Origin of the sequence: Amycolatopsis granulosa, assembly GCF_011758745.1 — a bacterium.
GTDB lineage: Bacteria > Actinomycetota > Actinomycetes > Mycobacteriales > Pseudonocardiaceae > Amycolatopsis_E > Amycolatopsis_E granulosa.
On record NZ_JAANOV010000001.1, the window covers coordinates 503,624 to 527,824 of the forward strand.

The 24,201-nt window shown below is 72.5% G+C and carries 30 protein-coding genes; 9 read left to right on the top strand and 21 right to left on the bottom strand.

The genetic code is table 11. The features are described 5' to 3' along the window. From FHX45_RS02475 to FHX45_RS02485, 3 genes are read right to left on the bottom strand one after another with little or no spacing between them, the layout of a single operon-like run. The gene (locus FHX45_RS02475; protein WP_167096404.1) at positions 1 to 324 is read right to left on the bottom strand and encodes a biotin/lipoyl-containing protein; all 324 of its coding nucleotides are present in this window, start codon (positions 322 to 324) and stop codon (positions 1 to 3) included. After that, positions 317 to 1,351, bottom strand: coding sequence for an alpha-ketoacid dehydrogenase subunit beta (locus tag FHX45_RS02480; protein WP_167096405.1), 1,035 nt, complete (start codon positions 1,349 to 1,351; stop codon positions 317 to 319). The genes FHX45_RS02475 and FHX45_RS02480 overlap by 8 nt, the downstream gene beginning before the upstream one ends. Further along, complete coding sequence (locus FHX45_RS02485; RefSeq protein ID WP_167096406.1) at positions 1,344 to 2,324, bottom strand: thiamine pyrophosphate-dependent enzyme; 981 nt, start codon at positions 2,322 to 2,324, stop codon at positions 1,344 to 1,346. Before FHX45_RS02485 ends, FHX45_RS02480 begins: the two co-directional genes overlap by 8 nt. 206 nt (positions 2,325 to 2,530) lie before the next feature. Here FHX45_RS02485 and FHX45_RS02490 point away from each other — a divergent pair, with 206 nt between their 5' ends. Beyond that, positions 2,531 to 3,454 (top strand): DUF5829 family protein, encoded by a 924-nt coding sequence (locus tag FHX45_RS02490; protein ID WP_167096407.1) that lies wholly within the window; start codon positions 2,531 to 2,533, stop codon positions 3,452 to 3,454. Here the strand turns inward: FHX45_RS02490 and FHX45_RS02495 are convergent, their stop codons facing one another. Then, complete coding sequence (locus tag FHX45_RS02495) at positions 3,455 to 3,997, bottom strand: MarR family winged helix-turn-helix transcriptional regulator (protein WP_341771315.1); 543 nt, start codon at positions 3,995 to 3,997, stop codon at positions 3,455 to 3,457. It lies immediately after the preceding gene. A 55-nt stretch (positions 3,998 to 4,052) separates the two neighbouring features. Between FHX45_RS02495 and FHX45_RS02500 the strand changes: the two genes are divergently transcribed. Next, a complete protein-coding gene (locus FHX45_RS02500) occupies positions 4,053 to 4,778 on the top strand; it encodes an SDR family NAD(P)-dependent oxidoreductase (RefSeq protein ID WP_167096408.1) in 726 nt (241 codons plus the stop codon). A gap of 7 nt (positions 4,779 to 4,785) precedes the next feature. Here FHX45_RS02500 and FHX45_RS02505 read toward each other — a convergent pair whose 3' ends face one another. Next, positions 4,786 to 6,303, bottom strand: a complete 1,518-nt coding sequence (locus FHX45_RS02505) for an MFS transporter (protein WP_167108261.1) — start codon at positions 6,301 to 6,303, stop codon at positions 4,786 to 4,788. Positions 6,304 to 6,392: 89 nt separating this feature from the next. On the opposite strand from FHX45_RS02505, the gene FHX45_RS02510 reads away from it, so the two are divergent. Then, positions 6,393 to 6,923, top strand: coding sequence for a TetR/AcrR family transcriptional regulator (locus FHX45_RS02510; RefSeq protein WP_167096409.1), 531 nt, complete (start codon positions 6,393 to 6,395; stop codon positions 6,921 to 6,923). Positions 6,924 to 6,932: 9 nt separating this feature from the next. Here FHX45_RS02510 and FHX45_RS02515 read toward each other — a convergent pair whose 3' ends face one another. From FHX45_RS02515 to FHX45_RS02570, 12 genes are all read right to left on the bottom strand, one after another. Continuing rightward, a complete protein-coding gene (locus FHX45_RS02515) occupies positions 6,933 to 7,223 on the bottom strand; it encodes a gas vesicle protein K (RefSeq protein WP_167096410.1) in 291 nt (96 codons plus the stop codon). Further along, a complete protein-coding gene (locus FHX45_RS02520; RefSeq protein ID WP_167096411.1) occupies positions 7,216 to 7,407 on the bottom strand; it encodes a gas vesicle protein in 192 nt (63 codons plus the stop codon). Before FHX45_RS02520 ends, FHX45_RS02515 begins: the two co-directional genes overlap by 8 nt. Then, complete coding sequence (locus FHX45_RS02525) at positions 7,404 to 8,165, bottom strand: GvpL/GvpF family gas vesicle protein (RefSeq protein ID WP_167096412.1); 762 nt, start codon at positions 8,163 to 8,165, stop codon at positions 7,404 to 7,406. Before FHX45_RS02525 ends, FHX45_RS02520 begins: the two co-directional genes overlap by 4 nt. Next, the gene (locus FHX45_RS02530) at positions 8,158 to 8,532 is read right to left on the bottom strand and encodes a gas vesicle protein (protein WP_167096413.1); all 375 of its coding nucleotides are present in this window, start codon (positions 8,530 to 8,532) and stop codon (positions 8,158 to 8,160) included. Before FHX45_RS02530 ends, FHX45_RS02525 begins: the two co-directional genes overlap by 8 nt. Before the next feature lies 1 nt (position 8,533). Next, the gene (locus FHX45_RS02535; protein ID WP_167096414.1) at positions 8,534 to 8,833 is read right to left on the bottom strand and encodes a gas vesicle protein GvpO; all 300 of its coding nucleotides are present in this window, start codon (positions 8,831 to 8,833) and stop codon (positions 8,534 to 8,536) included. A 6-nt stretch (positions 8,834 to 8,839) separates the two neighbouring features. Next, entirely contained in the window at positions 8,840 to 9,082 is a 243-nt protein-coding gene (locus FHX45_RS02540; protein WP_167096415.1) for a gas vesicle protein GvpG, read from the bottom strand. A gap of 3 nt (positions 9,083 to 9,085) precedes the next feature. Further along, positions 9,086 to 9,877, bottom strand: a complete 792-nt coding sequence (locus tag FHX45_RS02545; protein WP_167096416.1) for a GvpL/GvpF family gas vesicle protein — start codon at positions 9,875 to 9,877, stop codon at positions 9,086 to 9,088. A 2-nt stretch (positions 9,878 to 9,879) separates the two neighbouring features. Further along, positions 9,880 to 10,278 (bottom strand): gas vesicle protein GvpJ, encoded by a 399-nt coding sequence (gene gvpJ, locus FHX45_RS02550; RefSeq protein ID WP_167096417.1) that lies wholly within the window; start codon positions 10,276 to 10,278, stop codon positions 9,880 to 9,882. Continuing rightward, entirely contained in the window at positions 10,275 to 11,315 is a 1,041-nt protein-coding gene (locus FHX45_RS02555) for an SRPBCC family protein (RefSeq protein ID WP_341771317.1), read from the bottom strand. Before FHX45_RS02555 ends, gvpJ begins: the two co-directional genes overlap by 4 nt. Before the next feature lie 5 nt (positions 11,316 to 11,320). After that, positions 11,321 to 11,917, bottom strand: coding sequence for a hypothetical protein (locus FHX45_RS02560; protein WP_167096419.1), 597 nt, complete (start codon positions 11,915 to 11,917; stop codon positions 11,321 to 11,323). Positions 11,918 to 12,181: 264 nt separating this feature from the next. Next, a complete protein-coding gene (locus FHX45_RS02565; RefSeq protein WP_167108264.1) occupies positions 12,182 to 12,946 on the bottom strand; it encodes an ArsR/SmtB family transcription factor in 765 nt (254 codons plus the stop codon). A gap of 11 nt (positions 12,947 to 12,957) precedes the next feature. Continuing rightward, a complete protein-coding gene (locus tag FHX45_RS02570; protein ID WP_167096420.1) occupies positions 12,958 to 14,199 on the bottom strand; it encodes an MFS transporter in 1,242 nt (413 codons plus the stop codon). A gap of 91 nt (positions 14,200 to 14,290) precedes the next feature. Between FHX45_RS02570 and FHX45_RS02575 the strand changes: the two genes are divergently transcribed. Beyond that, positions 14,291 to 15,217, top strand: a complete 927-nt coding sequence (locus FHX45_RS02575) for a LysR family transcriptional regulator (protein ID WP_341771318.1) — start codon at positions 14,291 to 14,293, stop codon at positions 15,215 to 15,217. A 12-nt stretch (positions 15,218 to 15,229) separates the two neighbouring features. On the opposite strand, the gene FHX45_RS02580 is transcribed toward FHX45_RS02575, so the two are convergent. The 3 genes from FHX45_RS02580 to FHX45_RS02590 form a co-directional block, all read right to left on the bottom strand. Then, a complete protein-coding gene (locus FHX45_RS02580) occupies positions 15,230 to 15,574 on the bottom strand; it encodes an MmcQ/YjbR family DNA-binding protein (protein WP_167096421.1) in 345 nt (114 codons plus the stop codon). Positions 15,575 to 15,639: 65 nt separating this feature from the next. Continuing rightward, positions 15,640 to 17,595, bottom strand: coding sequence for a glycerol kinase GlpK (gene glpK / locus FHX45_RS02585; protein ID WP_167096422.1), 1,956 nt, complete (start codon positions 17,593 to 17,595; stop codon positions 15,640 to 15,642). A gap of 16 nt (positions 17,596 to 17,611) precedes the next feature. Continuing rightward, on the bottom strand, positions 17,612 to 18,373 hold the full coding sequence (locus tag FHX45_RS02590; RefSeq protein WP_167096423.1) for an IclR family transcriptional regulator domain-containing protein: 762 nt from the start codon (positions 18,371 to 18,373) through the stop codon (positions 17,612 to 17,614). A gap of 152 nt (positions 18,374 to 18,525) precedes the next feature. Between FHX45_RS02590 and FHX45_RS02595 the strand changes: the two genes are divergently transcribed. Together FHX45_RS02595 and glpK (FHX45_RS02600) are read left to right on the top strand one after the other, a co-directional pair. Beyond that, a complete protein-coding gene (locus FHX45_RS02595) occupies positions 18,526 to 19,341 on the top strand; it encodes an MIP/aquaporin family protein (protein ID WP_167096424.1) in 816 nt (271 codons plus the stop codon). Between the two features lie 17 nt (positions 19,342 to 19,358). Then, positions 19,359 to 20,870, top strand: coding sequence for a glycerol kinase GlpK (glpK, locus tag FHX45_RS02600; RefSeq protein WP_167096425.1), 1,512 nt, complete (start codon positions 19,359 to 19,361; stop codon positions 20,868 to 20,870). 162 nt (positions 20,871 to 21,032) lie between these two features. On the opposite strand, the gene FHX45_RS02605 is transcribed toward glpK (FHX45_RS02600), so the two are convergent. Beyond that, complete coding sequence (locus FHX45_RS02605; RefSeq protein ID WP_167096426.1) at positions 21,033 to 22,256, bottom strand: acetyl-CoA C-acetyltransferase; 1,224 nt, start codon at positions 22,254 to 22,256, stop codon at positions 21,033 to 21,035. 181 nt (positions 22,257 to 22,437) lie between these two features. Here FHX45_RS02605 and FHX45_RS02610 point away from each other — a divergent pair, with 181 nt between their 5' ends. From FHX45_RS02610 to FHX45_RS02620, 3 genes are all read left to right on the top strand, one after another. Next, entirely contained in the window at positions 22,438 to 23,115 is a 678-nt protein-coding gene (locus FHX45_RS02610) for a hypothetical protein (RefSeq protein ID WP_167096427.1), read from the top strand. A 67-nt stretch (positions 23,116 to 23,182) separates the two neighbouring features. Next, on the top strand, positions 23,183 to 23,518 hold the full coding sequence (locus FHX45_RS02615; protein ID WP_167096428.1) for an L-rhamnose mutarotase: 336 nt from the start codon (positions 23,183 to 23,185) through the stop codon (positions 23,516 to 23,518). 5 nt (positions 23,519 to 23,523) lie between these two features. Next, positions 23,524 to 24,201, top strand: a complete 678-nt coding sequence (locus FHX45_RS02620) for a FadR/GntR family transcriptional regulator (RefSeq protein WP_167096429.1) — start codon at positions 23,524 to 23,526, stop codon at positions 24,199 to 24,201.

Here is a 24,201-nt window from a genome sequence, read left to right on the forward strand (position 1 = left end):
CTAGTCCTCCGGCAGGCTCAGGCGGACCCGCCGCTGCGGTTTCCGCTCCTGGGGCACGGTGCCGACGATCCCCGCCCGGTCGTCGTCGACGGTGAAGGTGACCAGCGGCTCGCCCACCGCCAGCTCCTCGTCCGCGCCGACGTGCAGGCGGGTGACCCGGCCGGACTGCGGCGAGGGGATCTCCACGGCCGACTTGGTGGTCTCCAGCTCGACCAGCGGTGCGTTGCGCTCCACCCAGTCGCCCTCGGCGACCAGCCATTCCAGGACACGGGCGCTGATCAGGCCCTCGCCGAGATCGGGCAGCGGGAAGGTCACTTCAGCCACGGCGGTACTCCAAAGTGGTCTGGACGGCGGCCAGGATCCGGTCCGGGGTGGGCAGGTACTCGTCCTCGAGGGCACCGGCCGGGTAGGGCACGTCGAACCCGGTGACGCGTTGCACCGGGGCGCGCAGGTCGGCGAAGCAGCGCTCGGTGACGAGCGCGGCGACCTCGGCGCCGAGCCCGGCGGTCAGCGGTGCCTCGTGCACCACCACCGCGCGGCGGGTGCGCGCTACCGAGGCGGCCAGGCCGTCGGCGTCGATCGGCTTGAGCCAGCGCAGGTCGAGCACCTCGAGTTCGACGCCGTCCTCCGCGGCGAGCTCGGCGACCTGCAGGCAGCGGGCGACCATCGCACCCCACGCGATGAGCGTGGCATGCCGGCCGGGGCGCGCGATCCGGCTGGTGCCGGCCGGCGGCATGGCCACCTCGGCGGTGGGGTCGAAGGACTCGCGGTGCCAGTACCGGGACTTCGGTTCGAGGAAGATCACCGGGTCCGGATCGGCGATCGCCTGCCGGAGCAGGTGGTACCCCTCGCTCGCGCCGGCGGGCGACACGACCTTCAGCCCGGGCACGTGCGCGAACAGCGCCTCCAGGCTCTCGCCGTGGTGCTCCGGGGCACGGATGCCGCCGAAGCTGGGCAGGCGCAGCGTGATCGGCATGTTCAGCACACCGCGGCTGCGGTAGTGCATGCGCGCGACCTGGTTCACGATCTGGTCGATCGCGGGATAGCTGAAGCCGTCGAACTGGATTTCCGGCACCGGCCGCCAGCCGTGCATCGCGAGCCCGACCGCCATGCCCATGATCGCCGACTCGGCCAGCGGGGTGTCGAACACCCGGTGCTCGCCGAACTTGTCCTGCAGCCCGTCGGTCACCCGGAACACCCCGCCGAGCGTGCCCACGTCCTGGCCGAACACCAGGACCCGGTCGTCGTCCTCGCAGGCGTGGCGCAGGGCGAGGTTGAGGGCCTGCTGCAGGGACAGCTCGGGCGGCGCAGACACTTCCGGCGGCACAGACACTGCGGGCAGCTCAGACATCGAGGGTCTCCTTCCACGCCCGCTGCTGCTCCAGCAGGGCCTTGGTGGGCTCGCGGTAGACGAACGAGAAGAGCTCGTCGGCCGGGGGCGCGCCGAGCGTGCGCAGGCCCTCCGCGACCTCGCGCACGACCGCGGCGGCGTGCTCCTCGGCGGCCGCGACCGCGTCGGCGGGAAGCTGCGCGGCGGCGCGGGTCAGCGGGTCGCGGGCGGCCCAGGCCCGCTCGTCGGCGAGCGCGCGGTAGCGGCCCGGGTCGTCCGAAGTGGAGTGCGGCCCCATCCGGTAGGTCATCGCCTCGATCACCGTCGGGCCGCCGCCGTCGCGGGCGCGGTCCAGCGCCGCGCGGGTCGCCTCGAACACGGCGACCACGTCGTTGCCGTCCACGCGGTGTCCCTCGATCCCGTACCCGGCCGCGCGGGCGGCCACCGAGCCGCCGGCGACCTGGCGCCCGGTGGGCACCGAGATCGCCCAGCCGTTGTTCTGGCAGAAGAAGATCACCGGCAGCCGGTAGACCCCGGCGAAGTTCATCGCCTCGTGCACGTCGCCCTGGGAGCTGGCGCCGTCGCCGAAGTAGGTGATCGCGGCGCCGCCGGTGCCGTCCAGCTTGGCACCCATGGCCCAGCCCACCGCGTGCGTCACCGGGCCGCCGACGACCGCGTTGAACGGCGCCAGCCGGGACGCCAGCGGGTCGTAGAGGCCGCCGTGCCAGATACCGAGGTGGGTCGCCAGGTAGGCGACGAGGTCGACGCCCAGCGCGACCGCGGCGCCGAGGTCGCGGTAGCCGGGGAAGGCGAAGTCGCGGGCCGGGTCCAGTGCCGCCGCGCTGCCCACCTGGGCGGCCTCCTGCCCCTGGGCGGGTGCGTAGCCGGGCAGCACGCCCTGGCGCTGCAGCGCGATGGCCTCTTCGTCGAGGCGGCGCGCCACCAGCATCAGCCGGTGGAGCTCCCGGAGACTGCGGGGATCACGTTCCTGCATGCTGGGAAGAGTGCGGTGCGCGGTCCGGGCTGTGCAAGTGTCGGTATCACAGCTGATCACTCTGCACGATCTGACGGGTCCAGTCGCACTTGTACTGTGCAGATTGTCCAGCCACCGAGGCGCGCTGCCGCCGGACGGGGACGGTCCCGCGCAATTCCGGCGCGACCTCGGGGGCCTGGTTGACCGGCCCGGATTGAATTCCGGCCATGACCACTGCATCGCGTTTCCGGCGGGCGCTCGCCGTGCTCGCTCTCACCGTCACCGGGGCGGCCGTCGTGCCCGCGGCGGGCCAGGCGGACGAGGACGGCCGGGCGACGCAACTGCTCTTCTACAACCACGCCTACGACGTGCTCGACAGACCGACCGCGGACGCGATCGAGCACTCCGCCTACCTGCGTGAGTTCGCCAACTTCGAGGTCCGCACCACCAGCGGCGGCGGCTCGACCTGGACCGGCCGGTACCTCAAGGGGCGCGAGACCTACCTCGAGTTGTTCGGTGCCGGCGACCTGCCGGGTTCCGACGGCCAGTTCGGCGCGGCGGGCATGGGGTTGTCCAGCGAGCGCGTGGGCGGTCTGGCCACCGTGCGGAAGCGGCTGCAGGACCAGGGCATCACCCCGGTGGACTACCGGCAGACCCGCGACTTCGGCGACGGTGTGAAGGTGCCGTGGTTCGACACGGTGCGGAGCGCGCCCCAGTACGAGGCGTTCGACGGCTGGGCCATGGAGTACCTGCCGGAGTACTTCGCCGACCCGCGCAGCGGCACCGAACCCGGCAGCTCCCCGGATGACGTCAGCCGGGAGCGCTACCTCCCCGACGCCTACCGCGACCACCTGATGCGCGACATCTCCGCGATCCGCATCGGCGTCACCCCGCAAGACCTGGCCATCGTGGTGCCGGTGCTCAAGGCCGGTGGTTTCCAGGTGCGCACCCTGTCCGACGGCAGCGTCATCGCCACCGGCGGCGGCACCACCATCCGCTACGACGCGGTGCCGCGCGCCCAGGCCGGGCTGAAGGAGGTCGTGTTCACGCTCAACCGGACCACGCCGCGGCACGTCGAGCAGATCGGCCGGTCGACCCTCGTGGCCGGGCCGGGCGCCACCGCGGTCTGGACCTTCACCGGCACCGCCTGATCACCGCGCCGGCGGCTGGAGCGTCTCCTCGAGCCGGGCGAGCAGTGCCGTGAGCGCGGCCCGCTCGCCCGGCTCGAGGCCGCCGATGAGGTCGGCCTCGTGTGCCAGCAGCCGGCGCACCGTGGTCTCGACGAGCCGGTGACCGGCGTCGGTGAGCCGGACCGCGACGGCGCGACGGGACGCCGCCGACGGCGCCCGCGCCACCAGCCCGGCCTCCTCGGCCCGGGCCACCCGCTGGGAGACCGCGCCGGGCGTGACCAGGGTGCGCCGGGTGATCTCGCGGGTGGTGAGCTCATACGGTGGCCCCGCCCGGCGGATCACGCTCAGCAAGTCCAATGTGGACGCATCGATCCCCAGTTCGGCCAGGGTGCGCCGCCGGTCGTCGGCGAGCAGCTTCGCGATCCGCCACACCGGGGTGATGACCTCGATCGACTCCGTGCGCACCCCGGGCAGTTCGCGCCGCCACGCCGCGGCGATGTCCCCGGCGGGCCACCGCAGGATGTCCGCCATCGGGTAGCCCTCGGCACCGGCGTCCTCCGGCACGCCTCCACCTCCCTGTTATGTTTAGTACTAAACCTAACACGGGGAGGAACGCTTCATGAGTCGGATCGTGCTGGTTACCGGCGGCGGGAACGGCATCGGCAAGGCCGTCGCAGCCCGGTTCCGCGCGGCCGGGGACACCGTGGTCATCACCGGGCGCAACAGTGCTCGGCTGGACCGCGCCGCGACCGAGATCGGCGCCCGGCCGATCCTCTGCGATGCCACCGTGCCCGAACAGGTGGCGCGGATGGCCGACGAGCTCGGCCCGGAACTGGACGTGCTGGTCAACATGGCGGGCGGCAACACCGACCTCCTCGACCCGGGCACCGGAGGCGGCGCGCTGGACCGGACGGCGGCCGCGTGGCGGGCGAACCTGGACGCGAACCTGCTCAGCGCCGTGCTCACCACCACGGCCGTGCGGGAGAAGCTGCGGCCCGGCGGCTCGATCGTCAACATCGGGTCCATCGGCGCCGAGTACGCCGCATCGTCCTACGGCGCGGCGAAGGCGGCGCTGGCGGCGTGGACCGCGGGCCTGTCGTCGGAGACCGGACCGAACGGCGTGACGGCCAACCTGGTCGCGCCCGGCTACATCGCCGGCACCGGCTTCTTCCACGGCAAACTCGGCGAGGACCGGCGGGCGGCCCTGATCGCGGCGACGCACAACGGGCGGGCCGGGGACCCCGCCGACATCGCCGAGACGGTGTACTTCCTGGCCTCGCCCGGCGCGCGGCACATCACCGGGCAGACGCTGCACGTCAACGGGGGTGCCCACACCACCCGGTGAGCCCGCGTCAGCGCGGAACCCCGGCCGGACGCCGCTCCGGGGCGGGTTCCGCGCCGGCCGCCGGGCGGCGCAGCAGCACCATCGCCTGCACCGCGGTGTAGGTGAGCAGGACGGCCCCGGCCACCGCGCTGACCTGGAGCCCGTGCACGAACGCCGTCTTGGCGGCAGACAGCAGGGTGTCCGCCTGCGCGGGCGGCAGCGCGGCGGCCGTGGCGACCGCGCCGCCGAGAGTCTCCCGGGCCGCCTCCCCCGCCCCGGCCGGCAGACCGGACCGGTAGACGGCCGCGGCGATGCTGCCCAGCACCGCGGTGCCGAGCGCGCCACCGAGTTCGAACCCGGTCTCCGAGATCGCGGAGGCGGCACCGGCGCGCTCGACCGGGGCCGCGGTGACGATCAGGTCGTTGGTGAGCGTCTCGGACACCGACACGCCGAACCCGACCAGCGTGAGCGCGGCGACGAGCACCCCCGGCCCGGTGTCCAGGCCGGTCGCCACGAGCACCCCGAACCCGGCGGCCGCGGCGAGCAGCCCGCCACCGACCAGCCATCGCACCGGCACGTGCCGGGCCAGCCGGGCGGCGGCGAACGCGCCCAGGATCCCGGCCGCCGTGGTGGGCAGCAGCCACAGTGCCGCGACCACCGGCGACCTGCCGAGCACCAGCTGGAGGTGCTGTGGCAGCAGGACCAGCAGCCCGACCAGCGAGAACACGCCGAGCATGTTCGTCAGCAGCGACGCGCTGAACCGGCGGTCGCGGAACAGCCGCAGATCCAGCATCGGATCCTCCAGCGCGCGTTGCCGGCGCACGAACACCACGCCGAGCAGCACGCCGGCCACCACACCCAGCGCGCCGAGCGCGTCGGGACCCTGCTGGGCGAACCGCTTGATGCCGTAGACAACCGGCAGGATCGCGGCCAGCGACAGCAGCGCGGACACCGGGTCGAAGCGGCCCGGCCGCGGATCCCGGGCCTCCGGCAGCAGGATCGGCCCCACGACCAGCAGCACCAGCATCACCGGCACGTTGATCAGGAACACCGAGCCCCACCAGAAGTGCTCCAGCAGCCAGCCGCCGAGCACCGGGCCCAGCGCCATCCCCCCGGAGAACCCGGCGCCCCACACGGCGATCGCGGTCCGCCGCCGGCCGGGGTCGGTGAAGATCGTGCGGATCAGGCCGAGCGTCGAGGGCATCAGCGTGGCGCCGCCCACGCCGAGCAGTGCCCGCGCCGCGATGAGCAGGCCCGGGCCGGCCGCGAAGGCCGCGAGCGCCGAGGCCGCGCCGAACGCGACCGCACCGGAGAGCAGCAGCCGCCGCCGGCCGATCCGGTCGCCCAGCGTGCCCATCAGCACCAGCAGCCCGCCGAGCACGAACGAGTAGATGTCCACGATCCACAGCTGCTCGGCGGCGGTCGGGCCGAGGTCCTCGCTCAGGTACGGCAGCGCGAACCCGAGTACCGTCATGTCCACGCTCAGCAGCAGCACCGGCAGCACCAGCACCGCGAGCGCGAGCCAGTCCCGGCGTCCCCCGGCCATGCCGATCACGATCCCTTTCTGCACAGTCCAGACGGTAAAGTTTACCTCCTCATCGAAAGTAGACCGTCCGGACGGTATAGTCAAGCGCCATGGGACGGTCCTCATCACGGGAACAGATCCTGGACGCCTACCAGGAGATCCTCATCGACAGCGGCTCGGCCGCGGTGACGCTCGACGCCGTCGCCGCGCGCGCCGGCGTCTCCAAGGGCGGCCTGCTCTACCACTTCGGGTCCAAGGACGCGCTCCTGGACGGGCTCCTGGACCGGCTGCTGCGGCTCGCCGCCGCCGACGTCGAGTACGCGCGCACGGCACCCGAGGGCGTCGTGCGCTACTTCCTGCTCACCTCGGTGACCGACGCGGACATGTCCAAACCGGCCCACCGTGCCTCGGTCGCCGCGCTGCGGCTCGTGGGCAGCGAGCCGAAGGTCACCGAGGCGATGGTGGAAGTCTGCCGGCTGTGGTCGGAACTACTGGCCGAGCACATCGACGACCCGCTCACCGCCGAGATCGTCAGCCTGCTCGGCGACGGCCTCTACCTGCGCGCCACGCTCGGCGGGCCGGCCCCGCAACCGGTGCTCGACCGGCTCCCGGAGACGCTGCGGCGGCTCGGCCTGGAGTGAACCGTCGGCTCACCGCCGTTCGGACAGCAACGGCCCGAGCGGTCCGAGATCGATGTTCAGCTCCTCCGGGGACAGTCCGAAATGCTCGCACAGTTCGTCCATGCGCTCCTCCAGCCGCATGAGCGTCAGACCGATCGCCTCGACCTGGTCCTCGCTCAGGTCGCCGCGGTCCACCCGGCGCAGCGCCTGCTTCTCCATGAGCTGGCGCAGCAGCTCCACCACCGTCAGCACGAGGCTGACCAGGCCCCGTTCCACGGACTCCGGGTCGCTGTCCACGCGGCGCTTCACGGGCTCAGTCATGGGCGGGCACCAGCGCGCTCACCGAGGACAGCAGGGTCCGCAGCGAGATGTGCACCAGGTCGACGTCGGCGATGGACAGGGTGATCTCGCCCGACACCACCACCCCGCCGGCGAGCACCCGGTCGAGCAGGTCGACCAGCGACACCGGACGGTCGGCGACGGTCGCGGGAACCGGTTCGGTCATCGATCCTCCCAATCGGCGAAGGAGTACGGCGGCCACGGGCCGGTCAGCTGCACGCGGACCGCGGGACTGTCCTGGTCGCACGCGGCGACCGCCTCGGCGAACGAGCGCGACCGGTCGTCGTCGACGAGGTAGGCGGCGTTGAGCACCATCTGCCCGCCGTGCCCGGACAGTTCCTTGCTCTGCGGCGGATGGGTGCGCGCGGCGGTGGCCAGACCGGTCAGTCTGAAGTGGACCTTCCCGGCCTGTTCGACGGCGAGCCGCTCGGCCTCGGCCTGGGTGTCCCGTTCGGCGCGGCGGCGCGCGAGGTACGCCGCCCCGGCCCCTCGCCGGGACGGCGCCTCCTCGGTCCGCGGAACGGGCGGCGGCACGTCCACGAACGCCTTCACCCCCCACTCCGTGCGCCCGGCGACGCGGTCCAGCGTGCGCCCGAACTCCTCCGCGCGCTCCTCGAGCACACCGCGCACCCCGTCGTCGTCGTGGTACACGGTCGCGAGCCGGATCGGCACCACCGGCCCGGTCCGCGCCACCGCCCCGATCACCGCGTCGTGCGCACGCGCGACGGCGCCGAGCCAGTCCAGGTCCTCGAGGTTGCGGTGCAGGGCCTGTTCGCCGAACGTGTCCAGCGGCACGTCGCCGACGACGGCCACCAGCCCGCTCGCCTCGACCGTGCGCACGGGTTCGCCGGCGACGCCGCGCTGCCCGCCGCCGCCCGCTTCCCGGGTCACGGCGTAGAGCCAGACACCCCGTTGCTCACTCATCCGGCTCATCCGAGTCATCCACCGCATCCTCGATCTCGGCCCGGCTCCCGCCGGATTCCAGTTCCTCGACCCGGGCACGCAGCTCGCGGTTCTCGTTCTGCAGCCGGGTGGTGTCGCCGGAGAGCCAGGGGTCGCTCTCCCACCAGTTGATCCCGACTTCCCTGGCGGTCTCCAGGGAGGCGATCACCAGGCGCAGCTTGATGGTCAGCAGCTCGATGTCGAGCAGGTTGACGCGGATGTCGCCGGCGATCACCAGCCCCTTGTCGAGCACGCGCTCCAGGATGTCGCCGAGGTTGCTGGACTGGTGGTTGCCGGTGGTGAGCGGGCCGCTCTGTCCCGGCGTGACGGCGGGCTGTCCCGCGACCATGTCAGGACACCCCGCTTCCGCTGCCGGCCCGGCCCCGGGAATAGCGTTTCGTGCGCCGGTAGGCGAGCAGTTCACCGTCGGCGCCGAGTTCCAGCTCGTAGAGCGCGAGCATGTCGGCCGACGACGGGATGCGCCGGTCCTCCAGCACCTCGACCTCGACGAGCCAGCCGTCCTCGGTGGGCTCGACCGAGGTGACTACCGCCGGATTACTCGTGATCAACTCGCCGGCGTGGGCCATCGCCCGGGACGCCGCCTCCCCCGCCGACAGGACGCCGTCACCGGCTTCGTCGCGTGGAGCCATCGACGGTCACCTCTCTTCGCTCGCCTCCGACACGTCCAGCCGCCGCAGCACCTGTTGCTGGATCGCGGCTTCCTCCTCCGCCGAGATCTCCCCGGCGGCGCGTTTCTCCTCGGCCTCCTCCAGTTCCCGGCGGATCGAAGCCGGTGCCGCGATCTCCTCGTCGACCCGGCGGCGGATCAGCTCGCCGAGCGAGATCACGCCGCGCACCGGCAGCAACGGCAGGCCGAGGATCCCGGACAGCAGACCCATCGGCTACGCCCCCGGCCGCTGCGTGACGACGAAGTCGTACGCCGCGAGCGGCCCGAGCAGGCGCATGTCGACGCGGCCCGACCACTCCTCGGCGATGCGGTCGACCACGTCCTCCAGGTCGGACTGCTTCGCGGTCTCGGCGAGACACGCGACGTGCACGGCGTCCTCCTCGTGGGTGGGCTCCCGGACGGCGATCTGGGCGCCGAGTTCGGACAGTGCGTCGACCACCTTGGCGGTGTCGGCCTCGCGCCTGGCCGCGATGGCGTTGCCGATCCCCTCGCCCAGCGCCATCCGCTCGTTGCGGGTGGCCTCCGCCGGCTTGCCCCGGATCGCCTCCCGCAGCTGGGACAACCGTTCGTCGGACTCGAGGATCTCTCGGAGGATGGCCTGCTCCACGTAGCGGGCCTTGATGACGTACTCGGCCTTGCCCTCGAGCTGGTCGAGCGCCGCGGCGAAATCGTCGTGGTTTTCCTCCAGCAGTTCCGTGCGCACCGCGTCCTCGTCGGCGACGACCGCACCGAACCGCAACGGCAGCACCGGCACCTCCGCGGCCGCCGCGTCGAGCAGCGCGGCGTGCGCGGTGAGGTCCTCCGGCCGCCCGAGCGGCTTGTCGCGCGGGATCTCACTGATCAGGGCGGCGACGCGGTCGTGCTTGACCGCCCTGATCTCGGCCGGCGGGTCGCCCACACCGCGGGCCTCGGGATCGGTCTCCACGTCCGCGGGCACCATGCCGTACACGTAGACGACCGTCTCCCGGTCCTGCTGCTGCTCCTGGGTCTCCGGCTCGTCGGCCATCGTTACGCACCGCCCTTCCGGCGCCCGGCGCGCTCCTGCTGCTGGTCCTCACCGAGGATGTCCCGCAGCTTGTCGCCGGCGGCTTCGAGCGCTCCCCGGGTCTTCGCCTTCGCGCCACCGGAGGTCACGTCCTCCAGCAGGTCGGGCAGTCCCTTCTGCTCGGTGTCGGAGATCTCGAGCCGGTTGACCGCCTCGGCGAACCGCAGGTAGGTGTCCACACTGGCCACCACCACGCGCGCGTCGACGGTCAGCAGCTCGATCCCGACCAGCGACACCCGCACGTAGGCGTCGATGACCAGGCCCTTGTCCAGGATCGTGTCGATCACGTCGGCGAGGCTGCTGGAGCTGGGCCCGCCCAGACCTCCGCCGCCACCGCCGGACGGCTGAATCGCTGTCGTCATCGCCTGCTGCCCCTCCCCCGGCCGGCCGCCGCGCGCACACGGGGCCGCCGTTCGGGTTGTTCCTCGTCCTCGCCGGCTTCCTCGGGTTCCTCGTCCTCGGGTTCCTCGTCGCCGGCCTCGTCCTCGTCGCGTCCGCGTTCGTCCTCTTCGGACTCCGGTTCCTCCTCGTCGGTGCCGGGTTCCTCCTCGGTGTCCTGCACCTGGCCGTCGCGGATCTCGCCGTGCCAGCCCTCGATGTCGTCGGGGTGCAGCACCGCCTCGGTCATCACGTACCGCTGGAAGTGCTTGAGCTCCAGCCGCGCACGCCGGCCCTGGGCGCGCCAGATGTTCCCGGTGCGCTCGAACAGGCCCTGCGGGTGGTATTCCAGGACGACCACGACCCGGGTCAGGTCCGGGGTCAGCTCGTGGAAGGTGACCGCGCCATCGACGTGTCCCTTCGCGCCCTTGGAGCGCCACACGATGCGCTCGTTGGGCACCTGCTCGAGGATCGTGGCCTCCCAGGTGCGGTGCGACCAGAAGACCTGGGCCTTCCACTCCAGCTTCTCGTCGCTGACCTGCTCGATGTTTTCGACCTTCTTCATGAAGTTCGGGAAGTCGGTGAAGCGGGTCCACTGGTCGTAGACCAGGTCGATCGGGGCGCCGACGTCGATCTGCTCGACGATGTTGGTGACCTTGATCTTGCCGCGCTTGGCCCCACCGCCGGTGAGCGCGTCCTTGACCTTGTCCATGACGCCGCTGAGCCCGCCCTTGACGGCGCCCATCATCGCCTGGCCCTTGATACTGGGCTTGCCACCGGTGACGGCTTCCAGCAGTCCGCCGCCGCCGCCGTCCCCGCCGCCGGAGGCGTAGTCCTGCAGGCGGCCGGAGGTCGACATGATCTTGTTCGCCAGCGCGGTGGACGCGCGGGTGGTCGCGGCTCCGGCCAGCTTGCGCACCGCGTCGCCGAGCTCACCGGACGGTTTGGTCGCGGAGCCGGCCACGTCGGACACCGTGTCGGTGGCCTTGCCGAGGGTCTTCTTGATCTGGTCGGTGGCCACGGGACTCACCTCCGGGCCCGGCGGACCGGGGTGCGGCCGGTGGCCGCCCGGGTGCTGCGGCGTGCCCGCGCGGGCGCGGGCTGGGAGCCCTCGTCCTCATCGCCGCCCGCGCGCCGGCGGGTGGCGGTGCGGCGTGCCCGGGCCGGCCGTTGCGGCTCCTCCTCGTCCTCCTCCGGTTCTTCCGCGGACTCTTCTTCGGGCTCTTCGGACTCTCCGGTGTCGACGTCGGCGGACCGGTCCTCGGCCTCGCCGGTCTCGTCCGGTTCCTCATCCGATTCCGCGTCGCTGCGCTCCGAGCGGGACGAGGACTTACCGCCCTCCTGGAGCCGCTCGGTGAGGGACTCGATCCGCTGGGACGCCGCCGCCACCGCGGCCGCCTTCGCCGCGTTCATCAGCTGGTCGCGGGCGACGCCGGTCAGTTGTGAAAGCTCCGGCGTGTCGCCGAGCTTGCTGAGGCCCTGTTGCAGCAGTTTCCCAGGCGTGACACCGGTCTTGCCGGTCGCGCCCGCGGCCGCGATCATCAGCGCCAGGCGCATCTTCTTGCTGCGTCCCAGCAGATAACCGAGCCCGACACCGGCGGCGACACGTGCTCCTGCCTTCATTCGTTGTCCTCCTGACTCAGGCGATTGGCGATGCCGACAACCCACGCGCCACCCCCCGAACATCTCGGGGCGAGCAGGATGTACCGCCCGAGGACCTACCCCATCGGGTGACACGGAAAACCGTGCGGTCGCGAGAAAAATCAATTTCCGCGGTGCGGCGGCAGATCGAAACGCACTAACCGGGACAACGCAATTTTCGGTGACCGGGTAATTACTACTATCGCGTCAAAACAATGTTCAGCCAATTGAATACAACGCTGTCCGTTATTCCGCGCCGCTCATCTCCCAGGGCGCCTGCGGCAGTACGTCACCGGTTTCCAGCAGGGACTTCAGGTTCGCCAGCACCGCGGGCCAGCCCTGCGCGATCCCGTCGCGCATCGCCGCGTCCGGCAGCTTCTCGTGGGTCACGGTGAGCCGGACGATGTCCCGGTGCGGCTCGACGAGGAAGGTCACCACCGACGGCTCCCGCGACCGGTCCGGCGTGTCGTCGAAGGTGACCACGAGCCGCGTCGGCGGCTCGGACTCCAGCACGGTGCCGGCCACGTCGACGGCGCCCGACCCGTCCACCCGCCGGTGCTCCCAGCTCGAGCCCGGCCGCCAGTCCGAGACGTTGGCGTGCCCCCAGTACCGGGCGGTCACATCGGCGTCGGTCAGCGCGGCCCAGACCTGCTCCGCGCTGGCGCGGATGTAGGTGACGTACACGTAGTCGGGGACTGTCATGGCGTACTCCTCTGCCTGGTTCTTGATGGCCGTGAGCGTGCGCAACCGGGGCCGGTCGAACCCGGCGATCCAGCGCTGCTCGATCTCGTGGATCGGAGCCGGGTTGAGGTAGTGCAGCCGTTCCCGCCCGCGGCGCACGACGGTCACGAGCCCGGCCCGCACCAGCACGTCGAGGTGCTGGGTGGCCGACTGCCGGGCCATGTCCAGGCGGTCGCACACCTGGCGCAGCGTCTGGCCGTTCTGCTCGCGCAGCCGGTCGAGCAGCAGCCGCCGGGTCGGATCGGCCAGCGCCTTGAACACCGCGTCCATCGCTTCCCCGCTCACCCGGCAATTATGCAGTCATTTACCTGCCTATCGTCAAGGGCTTCCCGCGACGGCAGCAGGAGCGGCGTCGCGAGCAGCAGCACGCCGGCCAGGGCGAGCGCGGCGCGCACGCCGGTGACCTGCGCCAGCAGGCCCCACAGCAGCGTGGTCAGCGCGATGCCGATGCTCGTGCCGACCGACCACGCCGTGAGCAGCCGCGCGTGCCGCGCGGGATCGGCGACGGTGAGCCGGTACGCCGCGAGGACCGGGTTGAACAGGCTCATGCACACGATCAGCGCGAACTGGGTGCTCATCACGAGCACCAGCCCGGCAGGCCCCGGCTGGACGAACGCGAGCCCGAGCGGCCAGCAGACCCGGAGCGCGCCGAACACCCGCAGCACCCTGCCGTCGCCGCAGCGGATGGCGACCCGGCGCGCCAGCCGCGACCCGATCAGTCCACCCAGGCACGGCACCGCGAACGCGAGCCCGTACTGCCAGGCGGGGAACCCCAGCCGGCCGAGCATGAGCACCGACGCGAGCGGTTCCCCGGCCATGATCAGCGCGTGGACCGCCACGACGTTGACGAACAGCCGGCGCAGTGCGCGGTGCCCGAAGAGGTAGTGCCAGCCCTCGGCGAAGTCGCGCCACCGCCGCGGGCCGGCCCGATCCGGCCGCCGCCGTTCCGGCTGCCGGATCGAGGCGATGCCGAGCGCCGACAGCAGGTAGCTCAGCGCGTCCGCGAGCACCGTGGTCACCGGGCCGAACAGGCCGATCGCGGCGCCGCCCAGGGGCGGGCCGACGACGGTGGCCGACCACGTGGTGGACTCGAACCGGCTGCTCGCGACCAGCAGCGCGTCCGCGGGCACCAGGCTCCTCAGGTGAGCGCCACCGGCCGCGGTGAACGCGATCTTCGCCGCCCCGGACACCACGGCCACCACCAGCATCTGCGGGAAGGACAACACCCCCAGCCCGTAGGCCAGCGGGACCGACCCGAGCGCGGCGAACCGGACCACGTCCATGGCGATCATGACGGGGCGCTTGGCGCGGAACTCCATCCACGGCCCGAGCGGGACGGCCAGCAGCGCACCGATCGCCAGACCGGACGCCGACAGTGCCGCCACCCCGGCCGGACCGGCGTGCAGTACCTGGATGGCGATCACCGAGAACGCCCCGAACCCCAAGCCCGTCCCGTAGGCACTGACCGCGTACGCCGCCCACAACCATCCGAAGGACCGCCCCAGCCTCACCCTGTTCCGCATGGCGACAGGACAGCCGGTCGGGTGGTGGCGCCACCAACAACGGATCGGGCGGCGTGTCACAACTTCCGGTTGTGCCAGTAGGTTTCCTCCCGTGGATCTCGATGCGATGCGCACCTTCGTCGCCGTCGCCGAGGCGGGCCAGTTCCAGGCCGCCGCCGACGAGCTGGAGGTCACCCAGCAGGCCGCCTCGAAACGGGTGGCGGCGCTGGAGCGGGATCTCGGGGTGCGGTTGTTCGCGCGCCTGGCGCGGGGGGTGCGGCTCACGGTGGACGGGCAGGCGCTGCTGCCGCACGCCCGCGAACTGCTGCGCGCAGCCGAACGGGTGCGGGCAGCGGTCACCCCGGGCCGCCGGGCCCTGCGCGTCGACGTGGTCGGCAAGCGCATCGCCCCCGCGAGCGCGCTGCACGACTTCTACCGGCAGCGCCCCGGCATCGAACTCGACGTGGTCACCCTCGCCCACGCCGACGCCGCGGCCGCGCTGGCCGAGGTCGCCGCCGGTGCCGTGGACGCCACGTTCCGGTCGTTGCGCGAGATCGACCCGCCGCGCGGGCTCCGGGCGTCCCGGGTGATCGACGACCGGCACGAGTTGCTGGTCGGGCCCCGGCATCCGCTGGCCGGCGCCGGGTCGGTACGGCCGGCGGACCTGGCCCCGCACCCGATCTGGATGCCGGGCGTGACCGACCCGGAGCCGCTGGGTTACTACGCCGAGCTGGCCGCCGCGTTCGGGCTCCGCATCGACACGTCCGGGCCGAGTTTCGGGGTGGAGGCGATGCTCGCCGAGATCGCCGGCTCGGCGCGGCTGGCCACCTTCGTCGGCGCGGGCACGCGGTACCTGTGGCCGGAAAGCTACGACCTCCGCCGGATCCCCATCGCCGGCCCGGCGCCGGTGTACCCGCTCAAGGTGATCTGGCGGGCGGACAACCGGCACCCCGTGCTCGCCGATTTCCTGGACTTCCTGCACACCCGCCACCGCAGCGCCCCGCCCGGTGAGGTGTGGACCCCCGCCTGGGCCGGCTGAGCCCCCGCTCCGCTACCCGGGCAGCGACTGCTCCGCGGCCAGCTCCTCCGGCGCGGACAGCCGCCACGCCTCGTAGACCAGCTCGGCGAGCTCGTCGGCGTCGATGCCGGCCAGGTGGACCACGACCCAGCCGAACCCGCCCGCGGTGAACTGCTCCTCGAACACCTCCGGCCGCTCCGCGACGAGCGCCTGCTGCTCGAGCAGGGTCTGTTTGAGCCCGGCCGTGTGCGTCCGCGGCCAGTAGTAGCCGAACCGCTTGCCGCGCACGCTGAACGACGTGTACTCGCCGCCCTGCGCGCGCTGCACCTCCGCCAGTGCCGCCACCATCCGGTGGAACTCCTCGCTGTCCACGCTCATCCGCACCCCCGCTGTCCGGCCTCAGCCTAGCCACCGGGTACGACACTCCCGGTGCGCCGGCGGCTTCAGGACAGGTGAACCGGCGTGCCCGGCTCACGGCGGAGGCCACCGGCGCGGGCCTGGTCCATCCGGCGGGCGCGTTCGGCGGCGAACGCCCGGCCCAGGCCGAGCCGCTCCGCCGCGGTCGCGGTGCGGCGCAGCTGGTTGAGCAACCCGCGTTCCTCACCACGGATGTGCTCGTCCACCACGCGTTCCAGGCGCAGCAACGCCTTCTCCGCGTCCACGTCCGGGCCGGTGCCGGCGAGCGCGAGCAGGTCGGCGGACACGTCCACCCCGGCGACGGCGGAACGCAGCACCCGCGATGTGGCGATGGCATGCGCGGCGAGCAGCGCGGTCAGCTCGGCCAGCAGCGCGGCCCGGTCGGCCTCGTCGTTGCGCAGTTCGCGGAACAGCTCCTCGAGGCGGCGGTGATCGGCCTGCACGAGTTCGGTCACGTCGGTGCCGGGAGCGGCGGCCGGGTCCGGCCGGGTCCAGCCGAAGGTCAGCCCCACCGCCTGTCGCCACTGCGCGTACTCGCGTTCGCGGCGGGCCGGGTCCATCCCGGGCAGCCACTGGCCGGCGCGGTGCCAGTTGCGCCGCAACCCTTCCAGGTCCGGCCAGTACCCCACCGACAACCCCGCCGCATAGGCGGCGCCGAGGGACACCGTCTCGGCGACCATCGGCCGCACCACCGGCACGTCCAGCACGTCGGCGACGAACTGCATGAGCAGGTTGTCCGCGGTCATCCCGCCGTCGACGCGCAGGGTGCTCAGCGCGAGACCGGAGTCGGCGTTCATCGCATCCACCACCTCGCGGGTCTGCCACCCGGTCGCCTCCAGCACGGCCCTGGCGAGGTGCCCCTTGGTGATGTAGGAGGTCAGCCCGGCGATGATCCCCCGCGCCTCGCTGTGCCAGTGCGGGGCGAACAACCCGGAGAACGCCGGCACGATGTAGCAGCCGCCGTTGTCGGAGACGGTGCGCGCCAGCGTTTCGATCTCCGGTGCGCTGCCGATCAGGCCCAGCCCGTCGCGGAACCACTGCACGAGCGAGCCGGTGACGGCCATCGAGCCCTCCAGCGCGTACACCGCGGGCTCGTCGCCGATGCGGAACCCGACCGTGGTGAGCATGCCGTGGGTGGAGGGCACCGGGCTGGTGCCGGTGTTGAGCAGCAGGAAACTGCCGGTGCCGTAGGTGCACTTGGCCTCGCCGGGCGCGAAGCACGTCTGGCCGAACAACGCGGCCTGCTGGTCGCCCAGCGCCGCGGCGATCCGGATGCCCGGCGCCACGCGGGAGGTTGTGCCGTACACCTCGGTCGAGGGGCGGATCCGCGGCAGCATCGCGCGCGGCACGCCGAAGAACGCCAGCAGCTCGTCGTCCCAGGACAGCGTGCGCAGGTTCATCAGCATGGTGCGGGAGGCGTTGGTGACGTCGGTGACGTGCACCCCGCCCGCCGGGCCGCCGGTGAGGTTCCAGATCAGCCAGCTCTCCAGCGTCCCGAACAGCACGTCGCCTCGCTCGGCGCGGTCCCGCAGCCCCGGGATGTGCTCGAGCAGCCAGCGGATGCGCGGCGCCGAGAAGTAGGTGGCCAGCGGCAGCCCGCACAGCTCGCGGACGCGCGCGGCGCCGGGTTGCCGGGCGAGCTGCTCGATCACCGCGTCGGTGCGGGTGTCCTGCCAGACGATCGCCCGGCCCACCGGGACACCCGTGTGCCGGTCCCACAGCACCGTCGTCTCGCGCTGGTTGGCGATGCCCAGCGCGGCGACCTGCCCGGGTTCGGCACCCGCGTCGGCCAGTGCCCGCGGCACGATCCGGGTGAGGTTGCGCCAGATCTCGGTGGCGTCGTGCTCGACCCAGCCGGGCTGCGGGAAGTGCTGCCGGTGCTCGCGCTGCGCCAGCGACACGAGCCGGCCGCGGGCGTCGAACAGGATGCACCGGGTGGACGTCGTGCCCTGGTCGATCGCCATCACATAGCGCTGCACCATGACGGGCGGCCTCCTCTCACCGGGACGCGCCCAGGTCGCGGGACACGGCCCGGGCGGCGTCGCGGACGTGGTCCACCAGCCGCGGTTTCGGCGTTCCGCTGGGCGCGCAGATCCGGTCCTCGGGTCCGGAGACGCCGATCGCCCCGACCACGATGCCGCCGTGCCCGCGCACCGGGGCGGCGATCCCGGCCTCGCCGGGCACCATCTCGCCGAGCTCGCCCGCCCAGCCGGCCCGGCGGACCTCGGCCAGGGCTCGCGCGAGCGCGGCCGGCGTGAGGGTGCGGCGGGTGTAGGGCTCCGGTTCGCGCGCCCGCCAGGCAGCGGTCAGGGTGGCGTCGTAGGCCAGCAGAACCTTGCCCAGCGCGGTGGCGTGCAGCGGCAGCTGGGCGCCGACGTCGAGGACCTGCGGGCTGTCGTCCGGGCGGAACACGTGGTGCACGACCAGGACACGACCGTCCCGCGGCACACCGATCCGCACGGCCGCACCGCTGCGCGCCGCGAGCGCGTCGGCCCAGTTGATCGCGCGTGAGCGCAGCTCGTTGACGTCGAGGGGACTGGAGCCGAGCCGCAGCAGGGCAGCACCGAGCCGGTATTTGCCGGTGTCGCGGTCCTGTTCGACGAACCCGACGCCGGTCAGCGTGCGCAGGATGCCGTGCACGGTCCCCTTGGCCAGTTCCAGCGACTCGGCGATCTCGACGACGCCCAGCCGCCCGGAGCCGCGCGCCAGCAGCCGCAGGACCGCGGCGGCGCGCTCGATGGACTGGATGGAACCGGGCACAGCCGGACCCTACCTCGCCGAATCTCATTCGACAATGTCGAAATGGCCGCCAGAGTGTTCGACAATGTCGACCGCAGGGCGTTGCCCCGGTCACACCACCGGCCCTAGCTTCGCCTCACCACTGGGGGGAACGGTCCATTCTGGAGGAAGCAATGACGCGAAGCCTCAAGGCTCACGGGCTCGCCGGTGAGCTCGCCGCCGAGTTCGTGGGGACGATGATCCTCATCCTGTTCGGGGTCGGGGTGGTGGCCCAGGTGGTGGCCGCCGGGATCGGCGACCACGACAGCATCGCCTGGGCCTGGGGGCTCGGCGTCACGCTGGGTGTCTACGTGGCCTCCCGGATCAGCGGTGCGCACCTCAACCCGGCGATCACCGTCGCGCTCGCCGTGTTCCAGGGCTTCTCCTGGCGCAAGGTCGCCCCCTACGCACTGGCCCAGACCGCCGGCGCGTTCGTCGCCGCGCTCCTGGTCCGCTGGAACTACACCGAGGTCCTGCACGCGGCCGACCCCGGCCTGACCATCAAGACGCAGGGCGTGTTCTCCACGCTGCCGGGCAACGGCTCGCTGCCGGTGGGCGAGTGGGGCGCGTTCCGGGACCAGATCATCGGCACCGCGATCCTGGCACTGATCATCTTCGCCATCACCGACCTGCGCAACACCGCGCCCGCCGCCAACCTCGGCCCGGTGGTCGTCGGGTTCGGCGTGGTCGCCATCGGCATGGCCTGGGGCACCAACGCCGGGTACGCGATCAACCCGGCCCGCGACTTCGGCCCGCGCCTGATGTCCTGGCTCACCGGTTACGACACCGCCTGGAACGACCAGTACGGCAACTCCTACTGGTGGGTGCCGGTCCTCGCGCCGGTGATCGGCGCCGTGCTCGGCGGCGCGCTCTACAAGTACCTGATCAGCCGCAACCTGCCGCGCACCGAGGACATCGGCCCCGCCAAGGCCCTCGAGCCGACGGCCTGACCGGGCCGGGAGCCACCATGCCGGACTTCGTCGGTGCCCTCGACCAGGGCACCACCAGCACCCGCTTCATGATCTTCGACCACGGCGGCAACGAGATCGCCCGGCACCAGCTCGAGCACGAACAGATCCTGCCCCGGCCGGGCTGGGTCGAGCACAACCCGGCCGAGATCTGGGAGCGCACCCGGACGGTGATCGCGAGCGCCCTCACCGGGGCCGGCCTGACCGCGGCCGACCTGGCCGCGCTGGGCATCACCAACCAGCGCGAGACCACCGTTGTGTGGAACCGCCGCACCGGCCGCCCCTACGGCAACGCGATCGTGTGGCAGGACACCCGCACCGACCGGATCGCCTCCGCGCTGGAGCGCGGCGGCCAGGGCGAGGTCATCCGGCGCAAGGCGGGGCTGCCGCCCGCCACCTACTTCTCCGCCGGGAAGCTGCAATGGATCCTGGACAACGTCGAGGGGGTCCGCGCCGACGCGGAGAACGGCGACGCACTGTTCGGCACCACCGATTCCTGGCTGATCTGGAACCTCACCGGCGGCACCGGCGGCGGCGTGCACGTCACCGACGTCACCAACGCCTCGCGCACCATGCTGATGGACCTGGAGACGCTGGACTGGGACGACGAGCTGCTGTCCTTCTTCGGCATCCCCCGGCGGATGCTGCCGGAGATCCGGCCGTCGTCGCACCGGTTCGGCACCACCCGCGCGGACGGGCCGCTGGGCGGCGAGGTCGCCATCACCGGCGTGCTGGGCGACCAGCAGGCCGCCACGGTCGGGCAGGTGTGCTTCCGGCCGGGTTCGGCCAAGAACACCTACGGCACCGGCAACTTCCTGCTGCTCAACACCGGCCCCGAGCTGGTCCGGTCGAAGCACGGGCTGCTCACCACCGTGTGCTACCAGTTCGGCGACGCCAAGCCGGTGTACGCGCTCGAGGGCTCGATCGCGGTCACCGGGTCGGCCGTGCAGTGGCTGCGCGACCAGCTCGGCATCATCAGCGGCGCGTCGCAGAGCGAGAGCCTGGCCCGGCAGGTCGCCGACAACGGCGGGATCTACTTCGTCCCGGCGTTCTCCGGCCTGTTCGCGCCCTACTGGCGCTCGGACGCGCGCGGCGCGATCGTCGGCCTGACCCGCGCCACCACGAACGCCCACCTGGCGCGCGCGACCCTGGAGTCGATCTGCTACCAGACGCGTGACGTCGTGGAGGCCATGCAGAACGACTCCGGCGTGCCGCTGGACGTGCTGCGCGTGGACGGCGGGGTCACCGCGAACGAGCTGTGCATGCAGCTGCAGGCGGACATCCTCGGCGTGCCGGTGTCCCGGCCGGTGGTGGCGGAAACCACGGCGCTGGGCGCCGCCTACGCGGCCGGGCTCGCGACCGGGTTCTGGCGGTCCACCGACGAGCTGGAACGGAACTGGAACGAGGACCGGCGCTGGGAGCCGTCGTGGAGCGACGGGCAGCGTGCCGAGGGATACGCCGGCTGGCAGAAGGCGGTCGGCCGCACCCTCGACTGGGTCGACGTCGGGTAGTACCGCCCGACGCGGTGCACACGAGTGGAGGAGCCGTTCACCTCGGCGTCACGTCGGACGAGACCGGCGGACCCGGGTGGTCGCTGAAGCAGCCGGGCGGAGCGGCGTCCGAACGCGACACCGCCCGCTCGGCGCCTGACGCGGTCCGGCCGGCGGACCGCGTCAGGCGATCCGCTCGAAGACCGCCGCGAGGCCCTGCCCGCCCCCGATGCACATCGTCTCCAGGCCGTAGCGCGCCTGGCGCCGGGTCATCTCCCGGGCGAGCGTGGCGAGGATCCGCGCACCGGTCGCACCGACCGGGTGCCCCAGCGACACCCCGGAACCGTTGACGTTGAGCCGTTCGTGGTCGGCCGCGGTCAGGCCGAGCGCCCGCGTGCACGCCAGCACCTGCGCGGCGAACGCCTCGTTCAGCTCGATGAGGTCGATCTCGGCCAGCGTCAGGCCCGCCTTGGCCAGGGCGGCCGTGGTCGCGGGCACCGGGCCGATGCCCATCGTCTCGGCAGGCACCCCGGCGCGGGCGAAGGACACCAGGCGCACCAGCGGCCGCAGGCCCAGCTTCTCGGCCGTCGCGGCGCTGGTGACCAGGCACGCGGCGGCCGCGTCGTTCTGGCCGCTGGCGTTGCCCGCGGTCACCGTCGCATCGGGATCGGTGCGGATCATCACCGGCGTCAGCTTCGCCAGGCCCTCCGCGGTGGTGTCCGGTCGCGGGTGCTCGTCGGTCTCGACGACCGTCCGGCCCTTGCGGGTCTGCACCGTGACCGGGACGATCTCCTCGGCGAACAGCCCGTTCTCGATCGCGCGGGCGGCCCGCTGCTGCGAGGCCAGGGCGAGTGCGTCCTGGTCCTCACGGGAGATGCCGTACTCCCGGCGCAGGTTCTCGGCGGTCTCGATCATCCCGCCCGGGATCGGGTGGTGCACGCCGCCCGCGGTGGCGCGGCCCCGCGCCAGCGAGTCGTGCAGCTGCAGGCCCGGGCCCTTGATCCCCCACCGGCCCTCGTGCGTGTAGTAAGGCGCGGCGCTCATCACCTCGGCGCCACCGGCGAGCACCACCTCGCTGAACCCGGCGCGGATCTGCATCGCGGCGTCGAGCACGGCCTGCAGGCCCGACCCGCACCGCCGGTCGATCTGGATACCGGTCACCGTGTCCGGCAGGCCCGCGTCGAGCGCCGCGACGCGGCCGATCGCCGGCGCCTCCGACGTCGGGTAGGCGTGGCCGAGGATCACCTCGTCGACCCGGCCGGGGTCGATACCGGTGCGTGCCACGACGGCGGACAGCACGTGCGCGGCGAGCGCGGCGGGCGTCTGGCCGGCCAGCGCACCCCCGAACCGGCCGATCGGTGTGCGCAGCGGCTCGCAGATCACGACATCGACGGGCTGACCGGGCATCCGTGGTCCTTTCCGGGCGGGCAGGGCTGACGGTTCGACCATCGCACCCCGGCACCATGATGTCCAATATCCGATTCGCCACCGACTGAGACGACCGAAGTCTCAGTCCGGGCATGCCCGGACAACAATGGACGGTCGCGGGACCGCGCGCGGCGCCGGTGCGGTGGAGGATGATCCCCCCATGACAACCGATGACACGAAGCTGCCCGCGTGGCGGCGCCCCACCGAGGGGGCGCACCGCTGGCCGGCGGCGCTGACGGTGGCCGTGGCGATCGGACTGCAACTCCTCCTCCCCGACCGCCTGGTGATCCACCCGCACTGGGTTCTCCCCGCGTTGTCGGCACTGCTGCTGGTGACGCTCGTGGGCCTGGGCCCGCGCCGGGCGGCCGGGGACCACCGGCACGCGCGCAAGGTCGCGCTGAGCCTGCTGCTCGTGGTGAGCGCGGGCAACGCCGGCTCCGCCGTCCTGCTCGTCGGGCACATCCTGAACGGCTCGATCGGCGACCAGGCCGGGCCCCTGCTCGCCGCCGGCGCCAGCATCTACCTGACCAACATCGTGGTGTTCTCGTTGTGGTACTGGGAGTTCGACCGCGGCGGGCCGGCCGCCAGGGCCGCGGGCTCGCGCGAGTTCCCGGACCTGCTGTTCCCCCAGATGGCCGACCCGAAGCTGGCCCCGCCGGACTGGGAACCGGGGTACCTGGACTACCTCTACCTGGCCTTCACCAACGCCACGGCGTTCAGCCCGACCGATGTCATGCCGCTCAAACCGTGGGCGAAGCTCACCATGCTGGCCCAGTCCGCGGTGTCGCTCGTCCTCGTGGTGCTCGTCGTCGCGCGGGCGGTCAACATCCTGCACTGAACCGACCCGGAGCTGACCCGGAAAGATCCGATGTATCCTGCCGCTACATATCGGACAGGGAGCGGGTATGCCGGAGATCGCGCTGCACACGGAGCTGAAGCCGGGCTCGGAGCTGGACTACGAGACCGTCCACCGGTCCATCCCCTCCGATGTGGCGGCGGCGCTGGTGCAGAGTGGCGTGCGGAACTGGCGAATCTGGCGCGACGGCACCCACCTGTTCCACCTCGTCGAGGTCGACGACTACCACCGCATGCGGGACGCACTGCGCGACCACCCGGCGAACGTGCGCTGGCAGGCGACCGTCGGCCCGCTGCACGCGAAGCCGGACGACTACTCCGGTGCCGACGACGGTCTCCCGCTGCTGTGGAGCCTCACCGGGCAGCTGGCCGGGAAGGAACGCTGAGCCGCATGTCCGTCACCGACGACGCCATCGAGGCGATCAAGCAGATGATCGTCGACGGCGAACTGCGCCCCGGCGACCGCCTGCCCCGCGAGGCCGACCTCGCGGACCGGCTCGGCCTGTCCCGCAACTCGCTGCGCGAGGCCGTGCGGGCACTGTCGCTCATCCACGTCCTGGACGTCCGCCGCGGCGACGGCACCTACGTGACGAGCCTGGAACCATCGCTGCTGATGGACGCGATGGGGTTCGTCGTGGACTTCCACCGCGACGACACCGTCCTGCAGTTCCTGGAGGCCCGCCGCCTCATCGAGCCCGCCGTCACCGAGATGGCCGCGCGGCAGATGCCCGACGAGGAGATCGCGGCGCTGGCGAAGCTGCTCGACTCGCTCGGCGACGAGCCGACGGTGGACGAGCTGGTGGAGAACGACCTCGAGTTCCACCGGCGGATCGCGACCGCGTGCGGCAACCCGGTGCTCGCGTCGTTGCTGGAGAGCCTGTCCGGGCGCACCCAGCGCGCCCGGACGTGGCGCGGCATCACGCAGGAAGGTGTGAGCGAGCGGACGCTCGCCGAACACCGCGCGATCCAGCAGGCACTGGCCGCCCGCCAGCCCGATGTGGCCCGCGCCGCGGCCACGGTGCACATCGCGGGCGTGGAGCAGTGGCTGCGCCAGGCCCTGCTGGGCTGA